At 31.9% G+C, this 26,181-nt stretch carries 28 protein-coding genes; 4 read left to right on the top strand and 24 right to left on the bottom strand.

Features of this window, described 5'->3' with window-relative positions; genetic code table 11:
- Positions 1 to 10: 10 nt before the first annotated feature.
- A complete protein-coding gene (locus ACZ5N4_RS05480; protein ID WP_464207876.1) occupies positions 11 to 1,102 on the top strand; it encodes an XdhC family protein in 1,092 nt (363 codons plus the stop codon).
- Positions 1,103 to 1,224: 122 nt separating this feature from the next.
- On the opposite strand, the gene ACZ5N4_RS05475 is transcribed toward ACZ5N4_RS05480, so the two are convergent.
- The 20 genes from ACZ5N4_RS05475 to dsdA form a co-directional block, all read right to left on the bottom strand.
- Positions 1,225 to 1,677, bottom strand: a complete 453-nt coding sequence (locus ACZ5N4_RS05475; RefSeq protein ID WP_464207874.1) for a cupin domain-containing protein — start codon at positions 1,675 to 1,677, stop codon at positions 1,225 to 1,227.
- Positions 1,678 to 1,737: 60 nt separating this feature from the next.
- Entirely contained in the window at positions 1,738 to 2,853 is a 1,116-nt protein-coding gene (eutH, locus tag ACZ5N4_RS05470; RefSeq protein WP_464207872.1) for an ethanolamine utilization protein EutH, read from the bottom strand.
- A 101-nt stretch (positions 2,854 to 2,954) separates the two neighbouring features.
- Entirely contained in the window at positions 2,955 to 3,224 is a 270-nt protein-coding gene (locus tag ACZ5N4_RS05465; RefSeq protein ID WP_464207870.1) for a EutN/CcmL family microcompartment protein, read from the bottom strand.
- 28 nt (positions 3,225 to 3,252) lie between these two features.
- Positions 3,253 to 3,972 carry a hypothetical protein gene (locus ACZ5N4_RS05460; RefSeq protein ID WP_464207868.1) on the bottom strand — a complete coding sequence of 240 codons (720 nt, stop codon included), beginning with the start codon at positions 3,970 to 3,972 and terminating at the stop codon, positions 3,253 to 3,255.
- A 26-nt stretch (positions 3,973 to 3,998) separates the two neighbouring features.
- Positions 3,999 to 4,826, bottom strand: a complete 828-nt coding sequence (eutJ, locus tag ACZ5N4_RS05455; RefSeq protein WP_464207866.1) for an ethanolamine utilization protein EutJ — start codon at positions 4,824 to 4,826, stop codon at positions 3,999 to 4,001.
- A 13-nt stretch (positions 4,827 to 4,839) separates the two neighbouring features.
- Entirely contained in the window at positions 4,840 to 5,466 is a 627-nt protein-coding gene (eutD, locus tag ACZ5N4_RS05450) for an ethanolamine utilization phosphate acetyltransferase EutD (protein WP_464210840.1), read from the bottom strand.
- A 22-nt stretch (positions 5,467 to 5,488) separates the two neighbouring features.
- Positions 5,489 to 6,241, bottom strand: a complete 753-nt coding sequence (locus ACZ5N4_RS05445; RefSeq protein ID WP_464207864.1) for a cobalamin adenosyltransferase — start codon at positions 6,239 to 6,241, stop codon at positions 5,489 to 5,491.
- A gap of 105 nt (positions 6,242 to 6,346) precedes the next feature.
- Positions 6,347 to 6,631 carry an ethanolamine utilization microcompartment protein EutM gene (gene eutM / locus ACZ5N4_RS05440; protein WP_464207863.1) on the bottom strand — a complete coding sequence of 95 codons (285 nt, stop codon included), beginning with the start codon at positions 6,629 to 6,631 and terminating at the stop codon, positions 6,347 to 6,349.
- Positions 6,632 to 6,679: 48 nt separating this feature from the next.
- The gene (locus tag ACZ5N4_RS05435) at positions 6,680 to 8,146 is read right to left on the bottom strand and encodes an acetaldehyde dehydrogenase (acetylating) (RefSeq protein WP_464207862.1); all 1,467 of its coding nucleotides are present in this window, start codon (positions 8,144 to 8,146) and stop codon (positions 6,680 to 6,682) included.
- Positions 8,143 to 8,907, bottom strand: a complete 765-nt coding sequence (locus tag ACZ5N4_RS05430; protein ID WP_464207860.1) for a BMC domain-containing protein — start codon at positions 8,905 to 8,907, stop codon at positions 8,143 to 8,145. The genes ACZ5N4_RS05435 and ACZ5N4_RS05430 overlap by 4 nt, the downstream gene beginning before the upstream one ends.
- Before the next feature lie 15 nt (positions 8,908 to 8,922).
- On the bottom strand, positions 8,923 to 9,579 hold the full coding sequence (gene eutL, locus ACZ5N4_RS05425; protein WP_464207858.1) for an ethanolamine utilization microcompartment protein EutL: 657 nt from the start codon (positions 9,577 to 9,579) through the stop codon (positions 8,923 to 8,925).
- An 18-nt stretch (positions 9,580 to 9,597) separates the two neighbouring features.
- Positions 9,598 to 10,479, bottom strand: coding sequence for an ethanolamine ammonia-lyase subunit EutC (gene eutC, locus ACZ5N4_RS05420; protein WP_464207856.1), 882 nt, complete (start codon positions 10,477 to 10,479; stop codon positions 9,598 to 9,600).
- Between the two features lie 14 nt (positions 10,480 to 10,493).
- Positions 10,494 to 11,861, bottom strand: a complete 1,368-nt coding sequence (locus ACZ5N4_RS05415; protein WP_308041825.1) for an ethanolamine ammonia-lyase subunit EutB — start codon at positions 11,859 to 11,861, stop codon at positions 10,494 to 10,496.
- A gap of 22 nt (positions 11,862 to 11,883) precedes the next feature.
- Complete coding sequence (eutA, locus tag ACZ5N4_RS05410; protein ID WP_464207853.1) at positions 11,884 to 13,317, bottom strand: ethanolamine ammonia-lyase reactivating factor EutA; 1,434 nt, start codon at positions 13,315 to 13,317, stop codon at positions 11,884 to 11,886.
- A gap of 127 nt (positions 13,318 to 13,444) precedes the next feature.
- Positions 13,445 to 14,854, bottom strand: a complete 1,410-nt coding sequence (locus tag ACZ5N4_RS05405; RefSeq protein WP_464207850.1) for a histidine kinase N-terminal domain-containing protein — start codon at positions 14,852 to 14,854, stop codon at positions 13,445 to 13,447.
- 33 nt (positions 14,855 to 14,887) lie between these two features.
- The gene (locus ACZ5N4_RS05400) at positions 14,888 to 15,466 is read right to left on the bottom strand and encodes an ANTAR domain-containing response regulator (RefSeq protein ID WP_464207849.1); all 579 of its coding nucleotides are present in this window, start codon (positions 15,464 to 15,466) and stop codon (positions 14,888 to 14,890) included.
- 47 nt (positions 15,467 to 15,513) lie between these two features.
- Entirely contained in the window at positions 15,514 to 15,954 is a 441-nt protein-coding gene (locus ACZ5N4_RS05395) for a EutP/PduV family microcompartment system protein (protein WP_464207847.1), read from the bottom strand.
- A gap of 11 nt (positions 15,955 to 15,965) precedes the next feature.
- Entirely contained in the window at positions 15,966 to 16,319 is a 354-nt protein-coding gene (gene eutS, locus ACZ5N4_RS05390) for an ethanolamine utilization microcompartment protein EutS (RefSeq protein WP_464207845.1), read from the bottom strand.
- Positions 16,320 to 16,492: 173 nt separating this feature from the next.
- Positions 16,493 to 17,662, bottom strand: coding sequence for a 1-propanol dehydrogenase PduQ (locus ACZ5N4_RS05385; protein ID WP_464207843.1), 1,170 nt, complete (start codon positions 17,660 to 17,662; stop codon positions 16,493 to 16,495).
- A gap of 211 nt (positions 17,663 to 17,873) precedes the next feature.
- Positions 17,874 to 19,247 carry a D-serine ammonia-lyase gene (gene dsdA, locus ACZ5N4_RS05380; RefSeq protein WP_464207842.1) on the bottom strand — a complete coding sequence of 458 codons (1,374 nt, stop codon included), beginning with the start codon at positions 19,245 to 19,247 and terminating at the stop codon, positions 17,874 to 17,876.
- Between the two features lie 296 nt (positions 19,248 to 19,543).
- Between dsdA and ACZ5N4_RS05375 the strand changes: the two genes are divergently transcribed.
- Positions 19,544 to 20,098 (top strand): helix-turn-helix domain-containing protein, encoded by a 555-nt coding sequence (locus ACZ5N4_RS05375; protein WP_464207840.1) that lies wholly within the window; start codon positions 19,544 to 19,546, stop codon positions 20,096 to 20,098.
- Positions 20,099 to 20,457: 359 nt separating this feature from the next.
- Entirely contained in the window at positions 20,458 to 21,360 is a 903-nt protein-coding gene (locus tag ACZ5N4_RS05370; RefSeq protein ID WP_464210838.1) for a DMT family transporter, read from the top strand.
- 23 nt (positions 21,361 to 21,383) lie between these two features.
- Here the strand turns inward: ACZ5N4_RS05370 and ACZ5N4_RS05365 are convergent, their stop codons facing one another.
- On the bottom strand, positions 21,384 to 22,748 hold the full coding sequence (locus ACZ5N4_RS05365) for an aminotransferase-like domain-containing protein (RefSeq protein ID WP_464207838.1): 1,365 nt from the start codon (positions 22,746 to 22,748) through the stop codon (positions 21,384 to 21,386).
- 114 nt (positions 22,749 to 22,862) lie between these two features.
- On the opposite strand from ACZ5N4_RS05365, the gene ACZ5N4_RS05360 reads away from it, so the two are divergent.
- Positions 22,863 to 23,813: a DMT family transporter gene (locus tag ACZ5N4_RS05360; protein ID WP_464207836.1), complete on the top strand. Its 951-nt coding sequence runs from the start codon at positions 22,863 to 22,865 to the stop codon at positions 23,811 to 23,813.
- Positions 23,814 to 23,954: 141 nt separating this feature from the next.
- Here the strand turns inward: ACZ5N4_RS05360 and ACZ5N4_RS05355 are convergent, their stop codons facing one another.
- The 3 genes from ACZ5N4_RS05355 to ACZ5N4_RS05345 form a co-directional block, all read right to left on the bottom strand.
- Positions 23,955 to 24,719, bottom strand: coding sequence for a DeoR/GlpR family DNA-binding transcription regulator (locus tag ACZ5N4_RS05355; RefSeq protein WP_464207834.1), 765 nt, complete (start codon positions 24,717 to 24,719; stop codon positions 23,955 to 23,957).
- Between the two features lie 84 nt (positions 24,720 to 24,803).
- On the bottom strand, positions 24,804 to 25,181 hold the full coding sequence (locus ACZ5N4_RS05350) for a RidA family protein (RefSeq protein ID WP_464207832.1): 378 nt from the start codon (positions 25,179 to 25,181) through the stop codon (positions 24,804 to 24,806).
- 19 nt (positions 25,182 to 25,200) lie between these two features.
- Positions 25,201 to 26,151 (bottom strand): sugar phosphate isomerase/epimerase family protein, encoded by a 951-nt coding sequence (locus tag ACZ5N4_RS05345; RefSeq protein ID WP_464207831.1) that lies wholly within the window; start codon positions 26,149 to 26,151, stop codon positions 25,201 to 25,203.
- Between the last annotated feature and the right edge of the window lie 30 nt (positions 26,152 to 26,181).

The following is a 26,181-nucleotide window of genomic DNA, read 5'->3' as shown; positions in this document are numbered from 1 at the left end:
GAAAAATAATATGAAAACAAATATCTATAAAAGCTTGCTGGAGGAAATTAATGCTGGGAAAAGAGCAGTTGTAGTTACGATCTTAGATAACAGTCACAATGATATAAACTCTTCTCAAAACAAAATTCTTTTTACACAAGAAAGTTTACTTGAATATAGTAAAACATCTAATTTTGATGAAATAATCTATGAAAAAGCTAAATATGCCTTAGAAACTGGTAATCTTCAATTTATTAAAGTTTCTGAGGAAAAAACATATTTAATTGAACCCTATTTTCCTGAACCTAATTTGATAATTTTAGGCGGTGGGCATATCGCTAAGCCTCTAGTTGAATTCGGTGCTAAAGCAGGATTTTCAGTTACTGTTATTGATGACAGACCATCCTTTGCAAATAAACAGAGGTTTCCTCATGCTGAAAATGTAATTTGTGAAAGCTTTGAAAAGTGCTTTGATCTCATTAACTTAAATGAGTCTTCCTTTGTTGTTATTGTAACTAGAGGCCATAGACATGACATGGATTGTCTTAGACAAACCTTGAAGTACAATACTTCCTATGTTGGAATGATTGGTTCAAAGCGCCGTGTTAGAGGTGTTATGGAACAATTGCTAATTGAAGGCTATTCTGAGGAAAAACTAAATAAAGTTAATGCCCCTATAGGTCTTGATATAGGCGCAGTTACGCCTGAGGAAATAGCCTTTTCCATTATATCTCAAGTTATTCAATATAGAAGACTTGTTGACAGAAGCACAGGACTTATGAAAACCTCGAAAACCAATTGGCCTGAGTTTGACAGAGATGTATTAACAAAACTCAGCAAAGAAGAAAATACATCAAAAGCAGTGATCACAATTGTTTCTACTAAGGGCTCTGTACCAAGAAAAGAAGGAGCAAAAATGCTTATAGGTTCTCAGGGTGAAATTTTAGGGAGCATTGGTGGTGGCTGCAGCGAAGGTGAAGTAATAAATACTGCTCGTTATATGCTTAGAAACAACATTGCATATCAAACTGAAAAAATAGATATGACAGGGGATGTTGCAGAAGAAGCAGGCATGGTATGCGGCGGAATCATGAATGTGGTTATAGAGCGTTTTGATTTTTAAAACACTAGAATTATTTAATATTAAAAAAATAAAAAGCTAACCCTTATGTTTTAAAACATAGGGGTTAGTATTCAATCTGAACTCATCATATTAACTTAATTATGAGTTTTTATTTATTAGTTTTATTCTGTCTCTGCCCAGTTCGCTGGATAAGTTACATACATAAACCTAGCATAATTTGGAACTGTAAAATGAATTGATGAATTTTTAGGAATGAAAATTATATCCCCTTTGTTTCCCACAACTTTTCTTCCATCTATGTCTATTTCTAATGTTCCGTCTATTATATAATCTACTTCGTCATATTTTAGGGTCCATGCAAAGCTTGTTTCTTCCATCTCCATTATTCCACAGCCAAGTCTTGGACTTTCTTCAAGTGTTAAAACATCTTTTAATAAAACTTTGTCTCCTTCTTTCCCTGTATCAAACTTTTCTGGTTTTACAGTACTTGTTTTAATAGACATAATCCCACTAGGATCTCTATGTTTTTCAAACTCTGGAGTAGTTTGTCCTAACTTTTCATTTATAATTTTTCTTATTATTTCTTCAATTACTTGTGCATTTATATTTTCCATTATTATCTCTCCTTCTTATATAATCTTCAATTTTTATATATAATTAGTTTTATATTAAGTTTAAGCGTTACTTTCAGCAGATAAATTGTCTAATTTAGCTGTTGCTGCTTTAGGTGCAATAAGACAAGCTACTACTATTGCTGTAGCTCCTCCAACTAATTTACCAACTATCATTGCTGTTATCATGTCTCTGTTAACCCCTGCTGCAAAGCCTAAGTGATCTCCAAATACAAAGGCAGCACTTACTGCAAAAGCAACGTTTATGATTTTTCCTCTTTCATCCATATCTTTCATCATTCCAAACATCGGAATATTATTAGCAAGTGTAGCTATCATACCTGCTGCCGCTACTTCCCCCATACCTAGCAATGAACCAAGCTTCATTAATGGTTTTGAGAATACTTTTGTTATAAAGTGAACTAGTGGATATGCTCCTGCAAGAACTATTGTTATATCTCCAACAATTTTGATTCCTGTGCTAATTGGAGCCATTCCTGGGATAACAACTATTCCAGTAAGTGTTTCAATAATTATTGCTGCAAGTCCAACTGTTATAATAGCGGTAACAAATTTTCCGAAATAGGTAAATCCCTTTATCATTTTTTCTTGTGCAAATTTCAATCCTAGTGCTATTAATATTGCGAATATAATAATTGGAGTTAGGTTTTTTAATATAACTATTGGTGATAATCCTGCTACCAATCCACCTACAAAGCATCCTATTGGGATTGTAATCATTCCAGCTAAAACTCCCTTAGCTAAATATTTCTGATCTTTTTTTTCTATTATTCCAAGAGCTACTGGAATGGTAAATACTATTGTAGGTCCCATCATTCCACCTAATATTAACCCTGCAAAAGGAGCTATACTTGGGTCTACTGCAAGTTGCTGCGCTAACTGGTATCCGCCCATATCACATGCAAGCAATGTAGTTGCAAACATTGATGGATCTGCACCTAGTGCTGTGTATACTGGAACTACTATTGGTTTTAAAACATTAGCTAAAACTGGTGAAAGTGATATAATTCCGACCATGGCAAGAGTTAAGGATCCCATAGCCATAACTCCTTCTTCAAACTTTTCACCGTATCCAAATTTGTTTCCCAGAATCTTATCTATTACACCTATTACCATGAATATTACCATGATATATATTATAATTTCATTTATACTCATATGGTCTATCCTCTTTTCATATTAAATTTTTTACAATATCTATATTAGGCATCTTTAACTTATTATTTTCTTTCATATGCCTTAGGAGATGGAATTATAGTTTAATCTTGTAGTTCTAGTGAATCAACAATACCAACAATAGTTGCATCTACTGGTGCTTTTCTGTCCCCTAAAGTTACTCTAGCAGAACTTCCAGATGCAATTAGCACTTGATCGCTAATTCCTGCTCCAACACTATCTACTGCAACTATCATTTTATCAGTTTTTTCCCCTTTATAGTCTAATACCCTAACTACTAAAAACTTAAACCCACTAAGATTTTCATCTTTCCTTGTAGCCCATAAGTTACCTATCACTTCTCCAACTATCATTATTCTATCCTTCCTTCTCCTATATTTCTTATCCTTTGTTTATTTTAAGTCTATTAACTCTGGCAAAGTCCGCAGCTAACGGAGTAATTATAGATTTTTTAGAAACTAGCACTTCTTTAATTCCCTGGTTAAAGATAGTTCTTAATTCAACTTCAGATACTAGTTTTTTGTTGGTTAAATCTATATAAGTTTCTTTATTCTCTTTAACCTCTGTTGTCTCAATATTATTTTTTACTGAAGTTTTGCAGGTAGGTTCCTCTAAATAAATAGGTTTATTATTAAGAGATTCTATTAGTTCTTTTAGTCCAACAAACTCTATACCATAGGACATTAGTTTATCTTCATATTCCTTAAACATATTAAAGAATAATCTATTAGAGGTTCCTTCAAACTTTCTATACTCTACACCTTTTTTCATTAAATATAACTTATTTCCATTAAATATAGCTTGAATAGCTACTTTTTCTTTAATTGAACCTTCTATGCCATGAGCTAAATTTGCAAGCTCACCATTTTTTATATTTTGGAGAATTATACCTTCATAGGAACTTAAATCTCCCATATTATCTATGCAATCTACTATATAATTGTTTTTTTCTAGTGATAGAGTTAACTCACTGCATAAAGTTTCTTTAGGTTCTAATACCAAAACTCTTTTTTTAGCAGCCATGTTTTTATCCATCAACATAGTTTTTAGTTTATTTATAACTTCTTTTGTTATAATCTCAACTAATTGTTCATTGTTCATACTACCTTCCCCTTTTACTTACGCAATTAATTTTTACAGCAATTAATTGCTATTCCTACTGGAGTAACTAAAAATGGATTAGCAGGCTTAATTGTATCTATACCTGTTTCTTTCTTTATTATTTGTTCAATATTTTTTAGACAACAAGTTCCTCCAACTAAGTAAATTTTATCTACATTAAATCCTTTTACATGGGATTTTATAATAGATGCAATCTTTTGCACTACAGGAGTTACCATAGGAAAAACTTCATTATAATATTTAGGATCTTTTTTACGCTTCTCTCCCTCTTCAAAAGGTATTCCATAGGCACCTGCAACTACAAGAGATAACTGGGTTCCTCCTGTAGCTTCATCCGCAGTATATACAACTTCACCATCTTTAATTATAGAAAGGCCTGTGGTTCCTCCACCTACATCTACTACAACACCATTTTCAATTCCAAGCACTGCATTTGCTGCAGTAGGTTCATCTAAGACTGCTACTACTTCCATGCCGGCTCCCTCTACTACATAGTTATGAGTCTTTACATCCCTTTCATCTGTACCAGGTGGAATAGCTATAGCTGCTTTAGTAAGTTCAACTCCTAGTTTTCTTTCAATATTCGCCTTAAGCTTTCTAACAATGTTTGTAGCTCCTATATAATCAACTACCAGTCCATCCCTTACAACTTGAGCAAACTCCATTTCGCAGGCTATTGGTTTTTTATCTTTATCCAAAACAACAACTACTATATAAGCAGTACCAAGATCTACACCTACAAACAAATCTGAGTTTCTATTAACTTTTACAGGATTATTTATAGTTTTTTCCACCGCTAGTATAAGCTCATCTACTTTATTGAAATTTTTCATAGCCTTGTCCTTTCTATTTAATTATGGTAGCCTTCATCCCTTTAACAAATCCGCAAGCATTTGCTTCATCATAATCTAAATGCACTACTGTTTCAAACTTGTCGCTGACCCTTACCGCTACATTAGTAAAAATTACTCCTCTTTCTCCAATAACTTTTACACTAACTTCTTCATTGTTTGAAACTCCATATTTTTTAGCATCTTCAGGAGTTATATGTATATGTCTTTTAGCAACTATTACTCCCTTATCAAGCTTTATGACTGCATTTTGAGTAGCTATAATTACGGACCCACTATTTTCAATATCGCCGGACATTTTAACTGGTGCTTTTATTCCTATTGATACAGCATCAGTTTTTGATAGTTCTATTTGAGTTTCTTCTCTTTCTGGTCCTAAAACTGAAATATTTTGTATAGTTCCCTTAGGTCCTATAATCATAACCTTTTCATCACATAGATATTGTCCTGGTTGGGATAATTCTCTTTTTTTAGTTAACTTATATCCCTTTCCAAATAATATCTCTACAGACTCCTTTGAAAGATGAACATGACGTCCTGAAGCTTCAACTAATATACCTTCCTCTTCACTTTGTAATCTTTTTACTACTTCATTTACTATATAATTAAGACTTTCTTCCATTGTATTCACTAAATTTCACCTCTTACTTGTACTTACCAGCCATATACTTACACATCATTATATAAAAACAACTACTTAATCTGTTCAATGCCAAAGCTATATCTTCTCTAGTTGACTCATTTTCTTCATTTTTAAAAGCTTGATATGCAGAAATTTCTACTTCTCTACTTACAGCTCTTAAAGCATTAAGCCAAATAACTATTGGTCCCATATCAATACTTGGGTAAAATATATGCTCTGTATTTAGATGCTTTTTAGGGTTATGTGAGTAGGCTCTTAATTCATCACTGCTTAATCCAATTAAAGTATCTAAATTAAATTCTTTTTCTAGGACTTCTGCTTCTAGTATCTTTCTTACATAACCTAGCACTTCTTCAAGTTCCTTTAATACCTTAATTTCATTGATATTTTTACACTGAACTTGAACTTCTAATATTTTACTTTGAAGACTATCTATTTTACCTCTAAATATAATCCTTTTATGGTCTTTAGCTACTAGCTTATTATCTTTAAGCTGTGTCATATGCTCCGGCTTCTTTTCAAAAACTCCACCATTCACATGTATATATTTAGGTGTAAAAGCCTTAACTTCACTTTGAATATTCTGATTATTTACTTCTTTAGATTTTTCATCTTTGTAAACTAACTTAATGTTTTTATCTTGTAAATATTGCCTTGCTGATGGAGTAACAATTACCCCTTTTTCTACTTCATACTCAGTTACACTTGTATTTCTCAGTTTATTTCTTAATGTGCTTTCCGTTAAAACACTCACACTCTCACATCCTTTAAAGATGTATTTGATATAATTGAACTTGTAGTGCAAAATGAGAATATTAAATTGCACTACAAGTCTTTAACAATTCTAAATTTTTATTGATTATAAATCAGTTTTAGGAAGTATAACTTCAACTTCACCGTGTGGTCTTGGAATAACATGTACAGATATTAATTCTCCAACTCTTTCAGCAGCAGCAGCTCCTGCATCTGTAGCAGCTTTAACAGCACCAACATCTCCTCTTACCATTACAGTAACTAATCCACCACCAACTTGCTCTTTTCCTATTAATGTTACATTTGCAGCTTTAACCATTGCGTCTGCTGCTTCAATTGCTCCTACTAATCCTTTAGTTTCGATCATTCCTAATGCATTTAAATTTGCCATTTTATTATCCTCCTCAAATTTACACTATAATTATTTTTTATATTTGTTTTATTTATTAATTAATGCTAATTTTTCAACTACTTTGCTAATGATAAACTCTAGATACTCTTCAGGAATTTGAGCTGTAGGTTGTACAACTTCACTTCCCTTTAGTTCTTCAAGCTCTTTAACACCATAAGCTACTCTTTTTATATTTAATAAATTCATAGGTCCTATATTATCTGAAGTTGAACTTCCTCCTACTGCACCACAGCCTAATGTAAGTGCTGGCACAAGATTAGTTGAGGCACCAATTCCGCCTAATGCTCCTGGTGTATTAACTAACAATCTTGAAACTGGAATTCTAAGTCCAAACTCTCTAACTATATTCTCATCTTCGCTATGAATTACTAATGTATGACCTTTTCCTTCATTCATCAATATTTCTGTGCAAAGCTTAATTCCATCCTCTACACTCTCTACAGTATAGAATGCCAATATTGGAGTAAGTTTTTCTCTAGAATATGGGTTGTTTTTGCCAACTGTAGTTTGCTCTGATATTAAAACCCTAGCTCCCTTTGGAACATTTAATTTAGCCATTGAAGCTAATGTTTCAACACTTTTACCAACTATTTGTGGGTTCATTGTTCCATTAGCTCTTAAAATAAAGTTTCCTAGCTTTTGCGATTCTTCTTCATTTAAGAAGTATGCTCCTTGCTTTTTAAGTTCATTTATAACAATTTTTTTCATTGAGCTTTCAACTACTATTGATTGCTCTGAAGCACAAATTACTCCATTATCAAAGGTTTTACTGTCTAAAATTCTCTTAACTGCTAAGGAAACATTTGCGGACTTGTCTATAAATGCAGGTCCATTTCCTGGTCCTACTCCTATAGCTGGAGTCCCTGAGCTGTAAGCAGCTTTAACCATAGCTTCTCCACCAGTTGCAAGAATTAATGCTGTATCTTTATGCTTCATTAATATATTAGTAGCATCTAGAGATGGTATAGTTATACATCCTATTAGTCCCTCTGGTGCTCCTGCATTAACTGCTGCCTCTTTTAATATATTGGCAGTTTCAATGATACAGTTTTTTGCATTTGGGTGAGGTGAAACTACTATTCCATTTCCTGATTTTAGAGAAATTAAAGTCTTATATATAGTAGTTGATGTTGGGTTAGTTGAAGGAATTAATGCTGCAACCACTCCCACAGGAACGGCTACTTCAAAGTATTTACCAACCTTTTCTTCTCTAATTATTCCTACAGTTTTCATATTCTTTATTTTTTCATAGACTACTTTACTAGCAAAAGTATTTTTAACTATTTTATCTTCCCATTTTCCAAAGCCTGTTTCTTCAAAAGCCATCTTAGCAAGTCTACTTGCTTCCTTCTCAACAGCTTCAGCAACAGCTTTAACAATTACATCAACTTTCTCTTGTGAAAAAGTTTTATATATTTCTTGGGCTTTTTTAGCACTCATAATAAGGTTTCTAGTTTCTTGTATTGACATTAAATCTTTATCTAAACTTGTCACTTATCTTGCCTCCTATTGTTCTTAAGTATTTCTTCAATAAGTTGCTCTTTCTTAGAAAACTTAATTTGTTTTTTAGTTAAAGGTATATTTTGAAGTCCTCTTGCTATAGTTCTAAGTTCGGTTACTTTCATACCTTCAAGCTCTTCACGTGTTGTATAGATTTTAGCATTCTCTTTAATCTTTTCATCCGTTACTTCTTCACTATTTTTTTCTTCTTCAAATTCTTCTTTTATTGTTTCATCATTACTATTTAGTAATTCTGTTTTATCTTTAAATTCTTCACTTAAATCTATTTCAGTTGAATTTACTTCAGTTTCACTTATCTTATCTTCTTCTCTTTCAGCTAAGTTTACTTCAGTTTCATTCATACTATCTTCTTCTATTTCAGTTAAGTCTATTTCAGCTCTCTCTAGCTCATCTAAATCTATTTCAGTTAAGCCTACCCCAGTTTCATTTACCTCATCTTCTTTAACTAGGTCAGGACTTTTTACATCTTGAAGTATGTCCCGTACTTCGTCATAAGCCCTAGCTATAACATGAGTACTGCGAAGTACTCCTAGTCTTTCTACTGCTATGGCAGCAGCTTCAACTGATGCCTTAACAGAAGCTACTTCACCAGTAATTATTATGGTGACAATACCGCCTTTAACAAATTCACAGCTTACCAGTTCAACATTTGCAGCTTTTGCGGCTACATCAAGAGCTTCAACAGCTCCGATAAAACCATAAGTTTCAATTAATCCTAGTGTGGATTGCTTCATATATATTACCTAGTATTAATAATCAGTAGGGTTTTCTGCTACAAACTTAACTGCCGCTGCAAAGGCATCACATGCTGCTTTACATGCTGATTGGCTTCCTGTTAATAATCCTCCACCAAAGTTTGTTTCTGATGGTGGTCCAAAGAAAGCTTTAAGTTCAACAGCTGCAGCTTTCATTGCTGCATCTAATCCATATATAGCTTCCATTGGTGGCGCTATTAAGTATGCTAAAGCTTCTCCTTCTTCAATTCCAGCTGTTTTAGAAAGGTATGATCCAGTTCTTGATATACACTGTGCATAGTAAGCTATACTATCGTCGTCATTTGCACTATAGAAAGTAGCAACTCCACTTTCTATAAAATCTACTGCTGCATTTAATCCACTTCTAACTTCTGCTGGACTTGGACCTGCAATTATTCCAATAACTTCTCCAGCAAGTTTGGTGTTTGCATTTGCTGCTCCACCATATAATGATCTTCCATACACTACTTCAACATCTGCTTCTTTTGTAGCCTCATCTAAAGCTGTGTATGTTACATCATCACAGTCTGCAGTAATGATACCTATACTTTTGTGTTCTGGCTTTAACTCTAATTGCTTTACCATATCAGCATTAACATTAGGAATTATTTTAACACTTAATACCGTTGGACGAAGTTGATCGTTTTTCATTTGCTTATTCCCCCTAAATTATAGTTTTAAATCTAATCCACTTGCTTTTTTCTCAAGCATTAATTTAATGATATCTGCAATGTATGCACCTGCTTCAACAGAAGGTGTACCACCTTTATGAATATTTGATACAACAGTTCTTCTTGATTCAGGCATTCCAACTGTTCCCTTATATGTTATATAAGCGCTCATACTTTCTGCTGTAACAAGACCTGGTCTTTCTCCTATTAATACACAGGTTACATCAGAACCTAGTTCCTCAGAAATAACATCCATAGCTCCAACTCTTCCAAATTTTACGTAGAATGGTGTTCCAGCTGTTATTCCATATCCTTCTAAACCTTGCATTAAAGCTGGTAGAATATCTTTTACATTAGCTTCTATAGCTTTTGAACTTAATCCATCTGATACATATACTTGAACTTGTGGATTTTTCTTAAAAGAGCTTAATTTAGCTAATTCTTCTTTAGATATTTGTCTTCCAAGGTCTGGTCTTGTGATAAACTCATCTTTAGAAGTACAATTAGTTTGAACTGTTGCTAAGTTCATTTCTTTTAATATATTTTCATTAACATCTGTAAAAACTGAATCTTGAGCTGATGCATGGTCTGCTCTAAATCTAAGCATTGTCTCAGTTTTGTATCTTGCTCCAGTTCTACCAATGCCAATTCTTGCTGGAGTATGTTTTTTCATTTTTAAATATCCTTCTCTGTCAGTTGGATCATCAACTAAAAGAGTAGTTTTTATATCAATCTCAGTTATATCTGGAATCATTCCATTTGTATCAACTGTAGTATTTTTTTCTATATTATTTTCTGAAGCAGTAGTTACTTCTTGTTTTGTTGTCATTTCTACTAAAACTTGTTCTACTAGTTTCTTTAAATCATTTTCTGAAAACATTCTTCTACCCCCTCTTATTTCTTAAGAAATACAGATCCATCGCCTGCTTTTCCTGTTAATCTTCCATTTTCCATGAAGCCCCACTTCTCAAGCCATGCTTCAAACTCAGCTATTGGTCTCTTGCCTAAAAGTTCTCTTAATGCAGCAGTTTCGTGGAAACCCGTACATTGATAGTTAAGCATTATGTCATCACCATGAGGAATTCCCATAAAATAAGTACATCCTGCAGTACCAAGTAATATTGCTAAGTTTTCTATATCATTTTGATCTGCCTTCATATGATTTGTATAACAAGCATCACAGCCCATTGGAAGTCCTGTTAATTTACCCATGAAGTGATCTTCAAGGCCTGCTCTAATAACCTGTTTGTTATCATATAAATACTCTGGTCCTATAAATCCAACAACGGTATTTACTATAAATGGTTGATACTTCTTAGCAAAACCATAGCATCTTGCTTCCATAGTAACCTGGTCAGCACCATGATGTGCATCTGAAGATAACTCTGATCCTTGTCCTGTTTCAAAGTACATAACATTTGGACCTGCTGCTGTACCTTGAGTTAATGCAAGCTGTCTTGCTTCTTCAATTAAATCTCCAGTGATTCCGAAAGCTGCATTTCCTTTTTCAGAACCTGCTATACTTTGGAATATTAAGTCTGTAGGTGCACCTTGTTTTATTGCTTCCATTTGTGTAGTTACATGAGCAAGCACACAATTTTGAGTTGGTATTTCATATTTTTGTTTTATTTCTTCAAATTTCTTTAAAACTTTTGATACACTTCCTACAGTGTCATCAACTGGATTTAATCCTATAACAGCATCACCTATACCATAAGTTAAACCTTCTAATAATGACGCTAAAATTCCATCTACATCATCTGTTGGGTGATTTGGTTGCAATCTTGCAGATAACCTTCCTACTTCTCCAATAGTTGTGTTAGCATGAGCTGTAACTTTAATTTTGCTAGCTCCATAAACTAAGTCTAGGTTAGACATTAATTTAGCAACTCCAGCGATAACTTCACTTGTTAATCCTCTGCTTATTCTTCTTATATCTGCGCCTGTAGTTTTTTCATTTAAGATCCACTCTCTAAGTTCGGAGATTGTCCAGTTTTTTATTTCACCATAGATTTTTTCATTTACAGCATCCTGAATTATTCTTGTAACTTCATCCATTTCATATGGAACTACTGGATTGTTTCTTAAATCTGCAACAGTTAAATTGCTTAGTACAACTTTAGCAGCAACCCTTTCTTGAGCATTTTCAGCCCCAATTCCAGCTAAATTATCCCCTGACTTTTCTTCATTAGCCTTTGCTAATACTTCTTTAACATCTTTAAATTGATATACTTTGCCAAATAATTTTGTTTTTAGTATCACGCTATTCACTCCTTTATTAAAATTAAGAATTAAATACTAGTGTTTTTATTACTACTGGAACAACTTTTCCATTAACTAATGGTTTCCCAATATCAATGTAATCACCATTTTCAACTTTTATACTGTCGATGCAAACTACAGTGCTGCTCTTATTTAACTGACGATATATGGTTTGTCCTAGAACTTTCGCTATATCGTTTTCAACAATAATAAAAATTGGGTATCCCTTTTTTAAGAGTTCAGTCATTCCATTTATTAAAGCTCTTGCGAGCATTTGAATATCCTCAAAGCTTGGACTTTTAAAGGCCTTTATTGCCACAGCCACTTGCTGACTTTCATTCTCCAAGTTAAACCATTTAAGCTTTTCTCTTATACTTCTTTCTATTGAATCAAATCCCCCAGCTTCATCTTCAGCGGCTAACTTTAATATAGGTAAATTTTTTATTGGGAATACATCATCTGTATAGGTTATAGTGCTGCCGCTTATATCCGTAGTATGAGAGCCAGCCCCAACTACTGTAGCTCTAATAGTTTCTATAGCAGATTTGACCTTTAATTTTTTAACCAAATCTGATTTAGCTATTTCTTCTCCTAAAATTACTCCTATGTCTCCATATTTGAAGGGATCTGAGTAATCTTCATTGTATACATAGTCAGCTACCCCACCAGAAAAAGTAATGTATTCTATGTTATATCCATCTTTAATGCCTTTATTGGTTAATAGCTCTTCATATATTGGAGTTCTTGCTTTTATTGAAACAGATTCTTCTAAAATTTTGGTCATTGCCCCAGCAATTTCCCTTATTTTATCTATATCAGCAGTATCACCAACTTCAATTTTGACACCTATACTTTCTGCTAATTTTTTTATTTTAGGATATATATAGTAAATTTTCTTAGTATCTTTATCAATCTTTATAAGCCTTCCACCTATATCTAAACATCCTGTATCTACAAGCTCCCCATTTTTGAATAATGCTAGGTTAGATGTTCCACCACCTATATCAATATTTACAACATAAGCATTTTTTTCATCAGAAACTCTGTCTGCTCCTGCTCCTCTACCTGCAATGATAGATTCAAGATCAGGTCCTGCTGTTGCTACAACAAAATCTCCTGCAAAGCCGCTAAGGTTTTGTAATACCTCATTTGCATTTTCTTTTCTAGCAGTTTCTCCAGTTATAATAACCGCTCCTGTTTTTACATCATTAGGAGTAACACCGGCCCTTTTATATTCTATTTCTATAATCTCTTTAACTTTATTTCCATCAATTTTGGTTTGTGTGGTAAGAGGAGTAAAGTGAATGCTGCTTCTATAAATAAGCTCTTTATCTACAATCTTAATTCTAGGTATAGTAAAACTACTTGCTGTATTTTCAATTGTTATGTTACTAAATACCAACTGTGTAGTTGATGTCCCAATATCTATTCCTACACTCAATATTTTTTCTCGCATTTTCTCACCTCTTTTCATATGCCAAACATAAAAGCCCAGATTATATATTTTTAAATAGCTATTCATAACTACTTAAAAATACATACTCTGGGCTCCATTGCCACTGCTAAGCACAACTTTGTACTTATTATTTAATTTTAAAATCAAATACCACTTTTGTACCTTGACTATTTGAATATATATTTAGATTACCATCTAATTTATCCTTAACTAAACTTCTTACTATCATCAATCCTAAACTATTTGTTAAAATCTTATCAGTATCAAATCCAATCCCATTATCAATAACTGATATAGTAGGATATATGTTTCTTTGTTCTACATTGATTGTGATTTCTCCTTCCCTCCTACCTTTAAAAGCATGCTTAAGAGAGTTCTGAAGGAGTTCATTTACTACTAGTGCCGTTGATGTAGCTTTATCTGAGCTTACTGTGAAATCATCACCAGTAATATTAATTTTCAAATTGACATCATCGTTTTTTTCAAAGCTTACTATACTGGATTTTATTTTATTAATTACTTCTTTTATATTAACCTCATCAATTCCTTGTTTTGCTAGAATCTCATGAGTTGCTGCAATGCTAAGTACTCTATTGATACTTTCATTCATTGCATTTAGAAATTCTTCATTTTTAATTCTTCTAGATTGAAGTCTCAAAAGACTCGCGATGGTTTGAAGATTATTCTTAACTCTATGATGAATTTCTTTTATAACTACAGACTTTAATATTAATTCCTTTTCCTTTTGCTTCATATCAGTAATATCTCTAATTAGTACAACCAAATTTAAAGCTTTATTGCTTTGAACTATATATTTTACTTGTAGGCACATTTCTCCCACTTCAAGTTCATATACATCAATGCAACTATTTAAAAGAATATCCTTAAAATAAATTTTATCTAAGGATAAATTAGAAAAGTTCATACCTAGTATATCTTCTCTGTATCCAAGTTTACTATAAAGTAAGTCTGCTCCTGGATTTTTAAATTTTAATATTCCATTTTCATCAAATATTAATATAGCTTCATTAATATAGTAGGTTATATCACTTTCCCTGTAATATTTCTTTTCAATTTGAGTAGTTAGCTCTTCATTTGCTTCTGCTAATATTTCCATCTTTCTATCATTGTTTAAGTTTTCAGTTACATCTTTTTCTATAATAAGTATGCCTATAGTTTTATTATCACTATTTCTTATAGGTTCAACACTCTGCTTTACTTTAATTTGCTCTTGAGTTATTCCTTTTATATCTCTTCCAGGCATTCCAATATCAATTGCTCTAATAACTGCAGGTTCATTTTCTCTTATGGCTAGCTTCCCAACTACCTTTTGCTTGTATAAAGAAGCTTTGTTTGTAGGCTTTGCTTCCGCTACCACAATAGCTGCATCCTTATGAGTAGTTGGACAATCTATAAAAACATCACCACCAGCAGAATCTGCAATGAACTGGATAGTCCTAGCTATATCCTCAATAATCTTTATATCCTTATCAGTTAAATATGTGTGTGTTAAACACAATTCTCTTATTTCACTCATATTACTACCTACATTGCTTTATTATTTGTAAAGTTAAACATTATCTTTGCTCATGATTATTATTTCCGCAATATCACTCATTGCTACTCTTTTATTCATACTTAAATTTCTAATCATTGAAAAAGCCTCTTCTTCTGATATTCCCTGTTGAGCCATTAATATACCTTTAGCTTTTTCAATTAATTTTCTTGCTTCAAGTTTTTTTTCTATATTTATCATGTTATTTTTCATTTCTTTTAGTTCATTTGATTTGGACATAGCTACTTCTACCGCAGGTATAAGTGATTTATTATCTAATGGTTTTACTAAATACCCAATTACTCCTGCATCCTTTGCTTTCTCAACAAAGTTTGTATCACTATAAGCACTTAGAAGAATAATACCATCTGCTAGTCCTTCTTGAATAATTATTTTTGAAGCATTTATTCCATCTAATAGTGGCATTTTTATATCCATGATTACGATATTAGGTAAATGTTTCTTACATATTTCAATAGCATCAAAGCCATCTGAAGCTTCTCCCACAACAACGTAGCCAGCTTCTTCTAACATTTCTCTAATGTCCATCCTTGTAATAGGTTCGTCATCGGCTATTACAATTTTTTTACTCATGTTTACACCCCTCTTTGGAAATAATAATCAAATCAGATCAATATTTGTTAACTATTATTCCAATGTAAATAACTTTTTATGTTTTCTATTCCTAGATCTTCAATAACACTTACTTTAAATATCTTCTCAGCACCTGCTTCTATTAAATATTCCTCTGAAGCTTTTATCTCTTTATCTTCATCACATAAATCCACCTTAGTTATTATTCCAATAACAGGTTTAGGAAAAATACTCCCAAAGCTAGGTGGAAAAACACTTAATTCTTTATTACAAGGCTGTATAAGACCAATAACGTCTGCATCTACAGCTTCTGTAATCAACGCATTATAGTAATTTCTATTTTCAATATACTCTCCCGGAGTATCTATAACTAGATTACTATATTCCATTGCTTGAGTTTTTTTATATTTCACTTTTTCATTATTTAGTGCTTGGGTTAGACTTGTTTTTCCACTGCCAACTTGTCCAATTAGCATTATCTTTTTCAACGGTATTCCTCCTATGATTTAGTTATCTTGGATGTAGTAAAATCCAGCACTGTACTAAGCATATTTAAAACCTCTGTTAATGCAACTTCAACGCTGGAAACGTCACCTACAATTACAAGAGATCCACTAAATCTGTCTACAAAGCCTATTTTTACATCAGCTACCTTAGTGGCTACATCAGATGCGATTATAGCAGCCTCGCTAGGAGTTATAGTTAAAATTCCTATGGCTTCACTGTACTCATCTGATAATCCTAGCTTTTTATATACAGCCTTATTCGGATGAGCAATTAAATGAGCTAATGTTATTTGTTTTCCAGGAACATATTCTTGAATTACTCTTTGTTTTTCTTCCAACTTCAACACTCCAATACGAAATAAAAAGCTCTTAAAAAAACACCTATGGCGTAATTTATAAGAGCTCCATTACTCAATTTATATTGCTCGCCGTTGAACAACATTTATAACTTATATATTTATGTACTAATTATATAAATAAAAAGGAAAATTGTCAATACTTTATTTATTCTGTAAAAAAACTACTTTCCGCTGTAAGTTTTTCTAAATAACTGAATTAAATCTTCCTTACATGCCTCTCTAGGATTAGTTGCGGTACATCCATCTTTAAGCGCTATATCACAAATATCACTCAAGTTTTTTTCAAATTCAGTTTCATTAATATTTAAATCTTTAATTTTATTTATAATTCCAACGCTTTTAATTAAGTTTTTAACTCCACTGATCAATGCTTTAACGCCATCACTAACATTATTGGAAGTAGTTAGTCCCAAAAATTTAGATATTTCTGCATACTTAATAGCAGCGTTAGTATATTCCTTTCTTGGACTAAACTTTATATCTGCATTATATTCTATTACATGTGGCAATACTATTGCATTTGCTTTTCCATGAGAAATATGGAATCTTCCTCCTAGTATGTGTGCCATACTATGATTTATTCCAAGAGAAGCATTGGTAAAGGCAAGTCCAGCTATACATGAAGCATTATGCATTTTTTCTCTTGCTTCCATGTCGCTACCATCTTTATAAGCTCTTTGCAAATATTTAAATACAAGTTTAATACTCTTTTCAGCTAATGCATCAGTGTAGTCTGTAGCGTTTTTAGAAACATAAGCTTCAATACCATGAGTCAATACGTCTATTCCAGTGTCTGCAGTAATCGGTTTCGGAACAGACTTTACAAGTTCTGCATCTAAAATTGCTATATTCGGTATCATTTCTTCTTCAACTAATGGATACTTCATATTAAGCTTTTTGTCTGTAATAACAGAAAATGAGGTAACCTCAGATCCTGTTCCACTGGTAGTTGGTATTGCAATAAATATTGGTTTTTTAACTTCATTTCCCTTCTCTAAGCCTTTTTTGATTAAAGTTCTAAAATGAATTATAGCTTTAGCAGCATCTATCGCTGAGCCTCCGCCCATCGTAATTAGTACATCTGGATTATATTTATCCATAGCTTTAATTCCTTTAGCAACTACTTCAATAGGTGGATCTGGAACTATTTCAGAAAAAATTTCATAATTAATATCTGAAGCCTCTAAATGCTCAGTTACCTTATTAATAAATCCTGAAGTCACCATAAATGGATCTGTTACAACAAATGCTTTTTTACAATTTATTTCTCTTAACTTTTTAAGTTCTCCTGTCCCAAAATACACTTTTGGTCCTACATTAAAAGTACTCATTTAATCACTTCCTATTCTGAAATTCTTATTTTTGATAGTTTAAAAAAATATAAAAAGCCCCTTAAGAAAATCTTAAGGAGCTTCATTACTCACATAAACATGTACATCTTTGTACATATCTCTATATTAAATTCAAAAAATTATATAGCTATTTACCTACTATATTATTACGTAGACTAATCTTTGTCAATACAAATATATCCTAATTACTTTATTTTATTACTTGAGTTGATAACTCACATCCCTTTTTATAGTAAGCTTCCATTACATCCTTTGGAACCATGCTTCCACCTGTAGCCCAAGCAATATGTGAAGCATTTTTCATTTTATCTTTTAAGTTGTTGTTTTCTATATACTTTTGTCCAGCTTCAGTTTTAAATAGATCAATTGGTCCAGGTATACCAGCTAAAGCAGAAGGCTCTAGATAGATATTTTCTGATTCTATTAGTGTACTTAAAAGTACATATAATTTTTCGTCTTTTGCTGTATAAGACCCGCTCATTAGCTCTTGTAGTGTCTTTCCTACGAAACCTGAAGCTCTGCCAACAGCAAGTCCATCTGCTGCTGTAATGTTGTCTATTCCAAAGTCTTGAACGCATACCTTATCATGCATGTCTGTCATTAATCCTATAATCATACATGGAGAATGTGTTGGTTCTGCAAAGAAGCAGTGTACATTATCTTTAAATATTAATTTTAAACCAAAGGCTACTCCACCAGGTCCACCTCCAACTCCGCATGGAAGATAAGCAAATAGTGGATGCTCTTCATCTACAACTATATTCTTTTCCTCTAATTGATTTTTTAATCTATAAGCTGCAACTGCATATCCTAAAAACAAGTTAGTTGAGTTTTCATCATCAACAAAATACATATTTGGATCTGCCTCTGATTGTTTTCTACCTTCTTCTACTGCTTTACTATAATCTGACTCATACTCAACTACTGTAACTCCCTTGCTTCTAAGAAGATCCTTTTTCCATTGTTTTGCATCTGCTGACATATGAACAAAAACTTTGAAACCTAGTTGAGCACTCATTATTCCAATGCTAAGACCTAGATTTCCAGTTGATCCAACTGCGATAGAATACTTAGCAAAGAATTCTCTAAATTTATTACTATCTAAAATTGAATAATCATCCTCTACTGTTAGCATGCCATTTTCAATAGCTAAATCTTCTGCATGCTTTAAAACTTCATAAATACCGCCTCTTGCTTTAATTGATCCTGAAATAGCAAGATGACTATCGCATTTTAGTAATAGTTGTCCTAAAATTTCTTGATTAAACATTTTCTCTATTTTTTTTTGCATATTAGGGATCTTAGCAATAGGAGATTCTATAATTCCATTTGTTTTTTGTGTTTCTGGGAAAACTTTAGCTATATATGGTGCAAATCTTTTTAGTCTTTCTTCTGCATCTTTTACATCCGCTTCTGATAAAGAAATCTTTTTTATAGCATCTTCAAATTTTCCATACTTAGGATTAGTCCAAAATGCTTCTTCTGTGCAAATAATTTTGTCCATTAAAGGATATTCTTCTTTCCACTGTTCTAAAGTCTTTCCTTGTACTACTTTTCCACTCATACAATATACCTCTTTCTTTTATAATATTTTACATTAAACGTTTTCTCAGAGAAGTTTATTTTATATAATAATTTTATACATAATCATCTCATGCAAATTATTTTAATTTAATATTGTTAAATACAGTTTAACAACACCATTCATTTTAGTCAAGTTTTATTTAACATAATTAAATTATATTAAACACGGTTTTACAAAATATTAAAGTATTATGTTATAATAAATAATTATATTTATTATTAAATGTATAAAGCATTTTTTAAATAAAATAACCTATATAAGAAGGAGAACAATGTATGGATGATATAAACGTTGGTGAAAAAATATCAGAGTATCGAAAAGCAAAAAATTTGAGCATAAGAGATTTAGCAAAGTTAACTAATGTAACCCCTTCTTTATTAAGCCAGATTGAAAGAGGATTAGCAAATCCCTCTTTAAATACACTAAAAGTTATTGCTAAAATTTTAGAAGTTCCTCTATTCGCATTTTTCGTTACACCTTTAAATACTAAGGAGTTAGTAGTAAGGTCTGATAAACGTAAAAAAATGATATTACCAGAAAATAAAGATATAGCCTATGAATTATTGTCACCAGATCTAAGTGGAGCAATTGAATTTGCGCTTATGAAGTTAACACCTAATTCTAATTCCTCTGAAGAGTTGATGGAGCACGAAGGAGAAGAAGTGGCTTTTGTTATAGAAGGAAAGCTAAATCTTTATATAGATAGTAATGTTATTGTATTAGACACTGGAGATAGCGTGCGCATTCCTAGGGGAATGAAACATAAGTGGGAAAACTCATATAAGGAGAATGGAGCAATTGTTTTTGCCATTACTCCGCCATCATTTTAGTATAGGAATGTGGTGACAGTTTTATTGTCATCACATTTTTTAATTCTTCAATTTATATTTAAACTCCTCAATGCAAAATCCAACTCATATAGAATTACTAGGCGGTCAGTTGACTTATTAGCGGTATTCATAGGGGTACCTCTTCTGTACTGTTATTAATAAATATCCCCTAAAATGAAGTGATATATATAGGAATAGTTTAAGATGTAACAATATATAAATATAATACTACACAAAATCCATTAATTAAAATGTTGTAGGGGTGATTTTTTATACAAAGGTATGAAAATATAAAAGTAGAATTAATAAAATAAGAATTATTATTAATCATAATTAATTTATGAAAGGAGATGATTAAACTGAATAATAAAAGATTAGCTGCTAATATACTCTTATTACTTACTGCCGCTATATGGGGATTGGGATTCGTTGCACAAAGAGTAGGTTCTCAATCTATAGGAGCCTTTACCTTTAATGGAATAAGATTTGCACTTGGGAGCATTTCTCTTATCCCCTTACTTATTTATTTTAATAAAAGAAGGAAAATCACCAGCGATGGTGAGAGTACTGTAGAAGTACCCTCTAAAAAAACAATTCTACCTGGGATATTAGTTGGTATTGCTCTTTACGCAGGTGCAACGCTGCAACAAATTGGCCTTATATATACAACTGCCGGGAAAGCAGGTTTTATTACAGGGCTTTACATGGTCATTGTACCAGTCATCGGAATATTTTTAGGACATAAAATTGGAAAAAGCTCATGGATCGGAGTAGGACTTGCAGTTGTTGGGCTCTACCTTTTAAGCATAAATGAAAATTTTAGTATAAGCTATGGCGACTTGCTCGAGGTTATAGGATCAGTGTTCTGGGCTATACACATTTTAACAATAGATTATTTTTCTAATAGGATTGAGCCTTTGAAATTATCATGTATTCAATTTGCAACATGTTCATTATTAAGCCTAATAACAGCTTTAATATTCGAACAGATTACTATGAGCAGCGTATTAGATGCTTTAATTCCACTTCTTTATAGTGGCCTTTTATCTGTTGGTGTAGCATATACCCTTCAAGTAGTAGCTCAAAAAAATGCCAAGCCATCTCACACAGCCATCATTCTAAGTATGGAATCAGTATTTGGTGCTATAGGCGGTGCACTTCTACTTGGAGAAACTATGAGCAGCAGGGGGTATATAGGTTGTATTCTTATACTTGGAGGAATATTAGTATCACAGATTAAATTTTCTCCAAAGCAATCATAGTCAATTTTCAATTATTTCGTACTTTAGACAAATTTATTCTTGCTTAAATACTCAATCTCCTGAATTATTTCACTAATTCCTTTATCAATATAGTCCTCTGCTACATTTGAAACATTTATTTTCAGTATTGATTTCTTTATTGGAAATGAGCTCAAATAATTGCTATCTGCTGTGTCAACTATAATTGATTTCTTTTTTAACCTATTTATAAGCTTTTCACAGGATATTTTCTTATCTAATTCTATATATGTATGAACACATATATTTTTCAAAGGACTATACTTATAAATATGGTTACAACTATCAATTTTCTTTTCCAATAAAGAAGTTAAAGATTTTGCTCTTAAAAGATAGGATGCCTTAATTTTTTCCTTATGTCTTTCAAACATACCACTTTTAATGTAGATTTCTAATGCTGCTTGAGAAAGCATTGAACTATCTATATCAAGAACACTTTTATATTTACTAAATCTTTCAATGATGCTTTCAGGAATAACTGCAATACCAATCCTTAATCCTGGAAAAATAATTTTTGAATAACTTTTTAGATATATAACATGGGAAAAATTATCATATGAGAATATTGGATCAGCCTTCAAATTCTGTTCAAAATCAGCTAAATAATCATCTTCTACAATATACACATCATATTCCTTTGCAAGCTCTAAAATCTTCTTCCTTTCTTCTTGTGAATATGAAGTTCCTAAAGGATTATGATATCTTGGCATAGTGTAAAAAAATTTAATGTTTTCTGATTTAAATATTCTCTCTAATTCTAACATATCAATTCCTTCACTGGTTCTTTCTATACCAACCACTGGTATTTTATGTGTTTCCAAATAATCTATAAACAAATGATAACTAGGTTGTTCAATTAGTATAGTTTCTTTATTATTTGGAAAAGGTATTGCAGCTAAAATTGATAATGCTTGCTGAACACCGGATGTAATAAAAATATTTTTCTTATTGGTAAACACCTGATAGTTAGCCAATTGTTTTTGTATAACATCTATTAAAGAAGATAATCCTTTAGGTGTGCCATATATAAACAAATCATTTTTATATATATCAATTGCTTGATTAATACAATGCTGAAAATCTAAATATGGAAACACCTCTGGATCTGGAGCAGAAGATGAAAAATTCAATATAAGCTTCTCGCCTTGGGTTAAGTTAGGTTTTCTTGTCACAACATAGTATCCACTTTTGGGTAGAGAATAAACTATGTGTCTTCTCTCCAATTCATTCAGTGCACTAATAACCGTACTTTTATTACAATTGTAATTTTGAGTTAAACTTCGAATAGAAGGAATTCTTTCGCCTTCTTTATATCTACCGCTTTTTATCATGTTTTCAATCTCATTTGATACTGCTAAATATTTATACATAACTTACTCCTTTGAACTATTGTACCGGTATAGATTGATTTTATTTTTATTGTATCATAGAGTTTTATCTAATAACATAGATATATAAGATCATAACTATGGAGGAATATTAAAATGAAAAATGTAAATAAAAAGAATGCCTATTTTGCTGCTTCTCTATATGCACTTATTATAGGATTCTCATTTCTATTCGTAAAACTAGCTTTAACTGTTACAGATCCACTAAATATACTTGCACATAGATTTACAATATCTTTTCTTGCTGCTTCTATTCCTATTGTATTTGGATGGATAAAGTTGGATATAACTTTCAAAGATATGCTTCCTATATTACCAATTTCATTGTTTTATCCAACTTTATTTTTTGCTTTTCAGGCCTTTGGATTAGTATATATTTCATCCTCAGAAGCTGGAATCATTCAAGCGATAATTCCAATTTTCACAATGATTCTAGCAACACTTTTTTTAAAGGAGTATTCTAGCAGACTACAAAAGATATCACTGATTTTATCTGTATCTGGAGTGATCTACATCTTTCTTATGAAGGGTATAAACTTAAAATCTGCTAGCTTTATAGGAGCCATATTGATGATTTTATCAGCACTTGCATCAGCTGGTTATAATGTGCTAGCAAGGAAAATAACAAAAAAATATAAAATAGTGGATTTAACTTATATGATGACCTTTATAGGTTTTCTAAGTTTTAATTTAATATCTATTGTGGATCATAGTCTTCGAGGCACCCTTAATGTTTATTTCAAGCCATTTGTTAGTCCATTATTTGTAGTTTCAGTACTTTATTTAGGTATATTATCTTCACTTGTAACATCGCTATTATCAAATTATACTTTGTCCCAAATAGAAGCATCTAAGATGAGCGTATTTAGTAATTTATCTACATTGATAACCATGCTTGCTGGAGTTATATTTCTAAAAGAGCGTTTATATTATTTTCATATAATTGGAGCAGTGATGATTATTGCTGGAATAATTGGAACGAATTTTTTAGATAAAAAAATTCTTACAAATAATTCTGAAGAAAAGACTCCTAAGCTTCCTCTTTAAAATTTAAAATAAAAATCGGTATTTAATATTATCTGAATTGATACTATTAAATACCGGTTATATCCACGCCAAGAAGTCTTTCTTTGGTAAATAGTGCTCCATTTTGATCTTCCAATTAAATTACTGCACTTTATAACTTTTTTATTTGCATATAATTTCAATGCCATTATCTTTATACATATCAATATAACTATCCTTTAATTTTGAATCAGTAACAATAACATTAATTTCTTCAAAATCACAAAGCTTTAGTAAAGACACTTTACAAAACTTACTGCTATCAGCTAATATTACAGTTTTTTCGGATGCCTTAATCATTTTTTTCTGTACTCCAACCTCTTCAAAACTGTAACTTGTAATACCTTTATTAATAGATATGCCACCTACACTAATAAATGCAATATCTAAATTAAAGTTGTTCATAATATTCTCTGCTGTACGACCAACAATAGAAAGCTCATCACTTTTCAAAAATCCCCCTATAACAATGATAGTATATTGACTCATATCTGATAATTCATCTGCAATAACTAAAGAATTTGTCAATATAGTTAATCTTTCAAATTTACGTTTTAATACCCTTGCAAGTTCTAAATTAGTCGTACTAGCATCCATTGCGACAGATTGTCCTTCCTTAACTAAACCTGCTACAATATCTGCAATTTCTTTTTTTTCTTCCACACATTCTTTTTTACGAGCCTCAAATCCTGTGGTTCTTTTATTAACTTTCTCAAGAACTGCTCCACCATGGACTCTTTTACATAATCCTTCTTTCTCTAAATTTTCTAAATCTCGCCGTATAGTTTCAATAGATACATTAAATAATTTAGTCAGCATAGAAACTTTTACAGCACCCTTTTCTTCAAGAATATTGATAATCTTCCCATACCTATATTGTGCCAACATGAATTCTCCCCCCTATCACAATACAGAACATCACAAACAATTTAATAAGGATGGCGATTTTTAACGCCATCCTTAATTTATATATTAGATAGTTGCTACTAATTCGATTTCAACTAATGCACCCTTTGCTAATTCAGCTCCTCCTACTGTGCTTCTAGCAGGATGTTTTTCTGAAAAATAAGTGGCATAAACTTCATTCATTTTTGCAAAATCTTTTAAGTCTTTTAAGAACACTGTTGTTTTAAAAACTTTGCTCATATCGCTTCCAACTGCTTCAATAATAGCCTTTCCATTCTCTAGAGCTTGTCTTGTTTGTTCTTCAATAGTCTCTGCAATTTCTCCTGTTTGAGGATTAATTGGTAATTGACCTGAAGTATACACTGTATCTCTAACTATTACTCCTTGTGAATAAGGCCCAATAGCCGCTGGTGCATCATTAGTTGATATAATTTGTTTTTCCATGTTTATTCCTCCAATTATATTATCTACAATATTTATCTCTTAAAGCTAAGGCATATTTAACTGTTTGTTCAACACCTTTTTCTTGATCTTCAATCATTTTTTCAATAAGTTCTTCTGGTGGATAATAGTAATCTGCAGGTTTAATTACATTTGGATCATATGGTGGATTTTCAACTTTAAATGCACCTTCTCCTACTTCATATACTCCACCTGCTCCAGGTTCTCTTTTAAAAGAAACTGCATATGGGAAACACATTTCTATATTAATTCTTGTTAATTTTGATTCATTAACTAGCGTTTTGAAACATTCATCTAAATCTATATTACCTGTACCTGCTGGAACTCCGCAAACTTTATATTCATCTCCATCTTTAATAACAGTATGATCTTTGAAATGTGTAGTAAATGCATATGGAGCTAACTTTCTAACAGCTTCAACTGGATCCTCCCATGCCATCATTCCATTTCCAATATCACAATGTGCTCCAACCCAAGGGCTGTTTACTTCTTTAATTATTTTAATTACTTCATCTGTAGTTTCTTCTTCATGATTTTCAACTGCAAGCTTTATTCTATATTTCTTTAATAATGGTACTATTTGTTTTATATCTTCTGGAGCTCTCTCTAAGATGGCAGGGTCATAAACACCGAAACAGCAATAGGTACGAATTACGTCTGCTCCTATTTTATGAGCAACTTCTATAACCTTTGTTAAATGTTCTGGATCTGTTCCGTTGGTATCGATTTCGGCAAATAGGTTGTACTTTTGAATTTCTTGTTTTACTCTTTCTAAGTATTCAGGTTCAAAAGATTCTAAAACAGCTATGTGTTCTTTTCCTGGCCATGGAATAATATTTAACATTACACCATCTAATCCTAATTCAGCAGTTTTTCTTATAAATTTAAATACATCCATTCTTTTAGTAATAAACTGCAAATGGTAGCTTTCTGTTTCTAATCCTATTTTCATGCGAGTCCATCCTTTCTATGTACAAACAAA

The sequence above is a fragment of the Clostridium nitrophenolicum genome (assembly GCF_055391695.1).
Note: the sequence above shows the minus strand (reverse complement) of the source record. Positions and strands in the feature narration are given on the sequence as shown.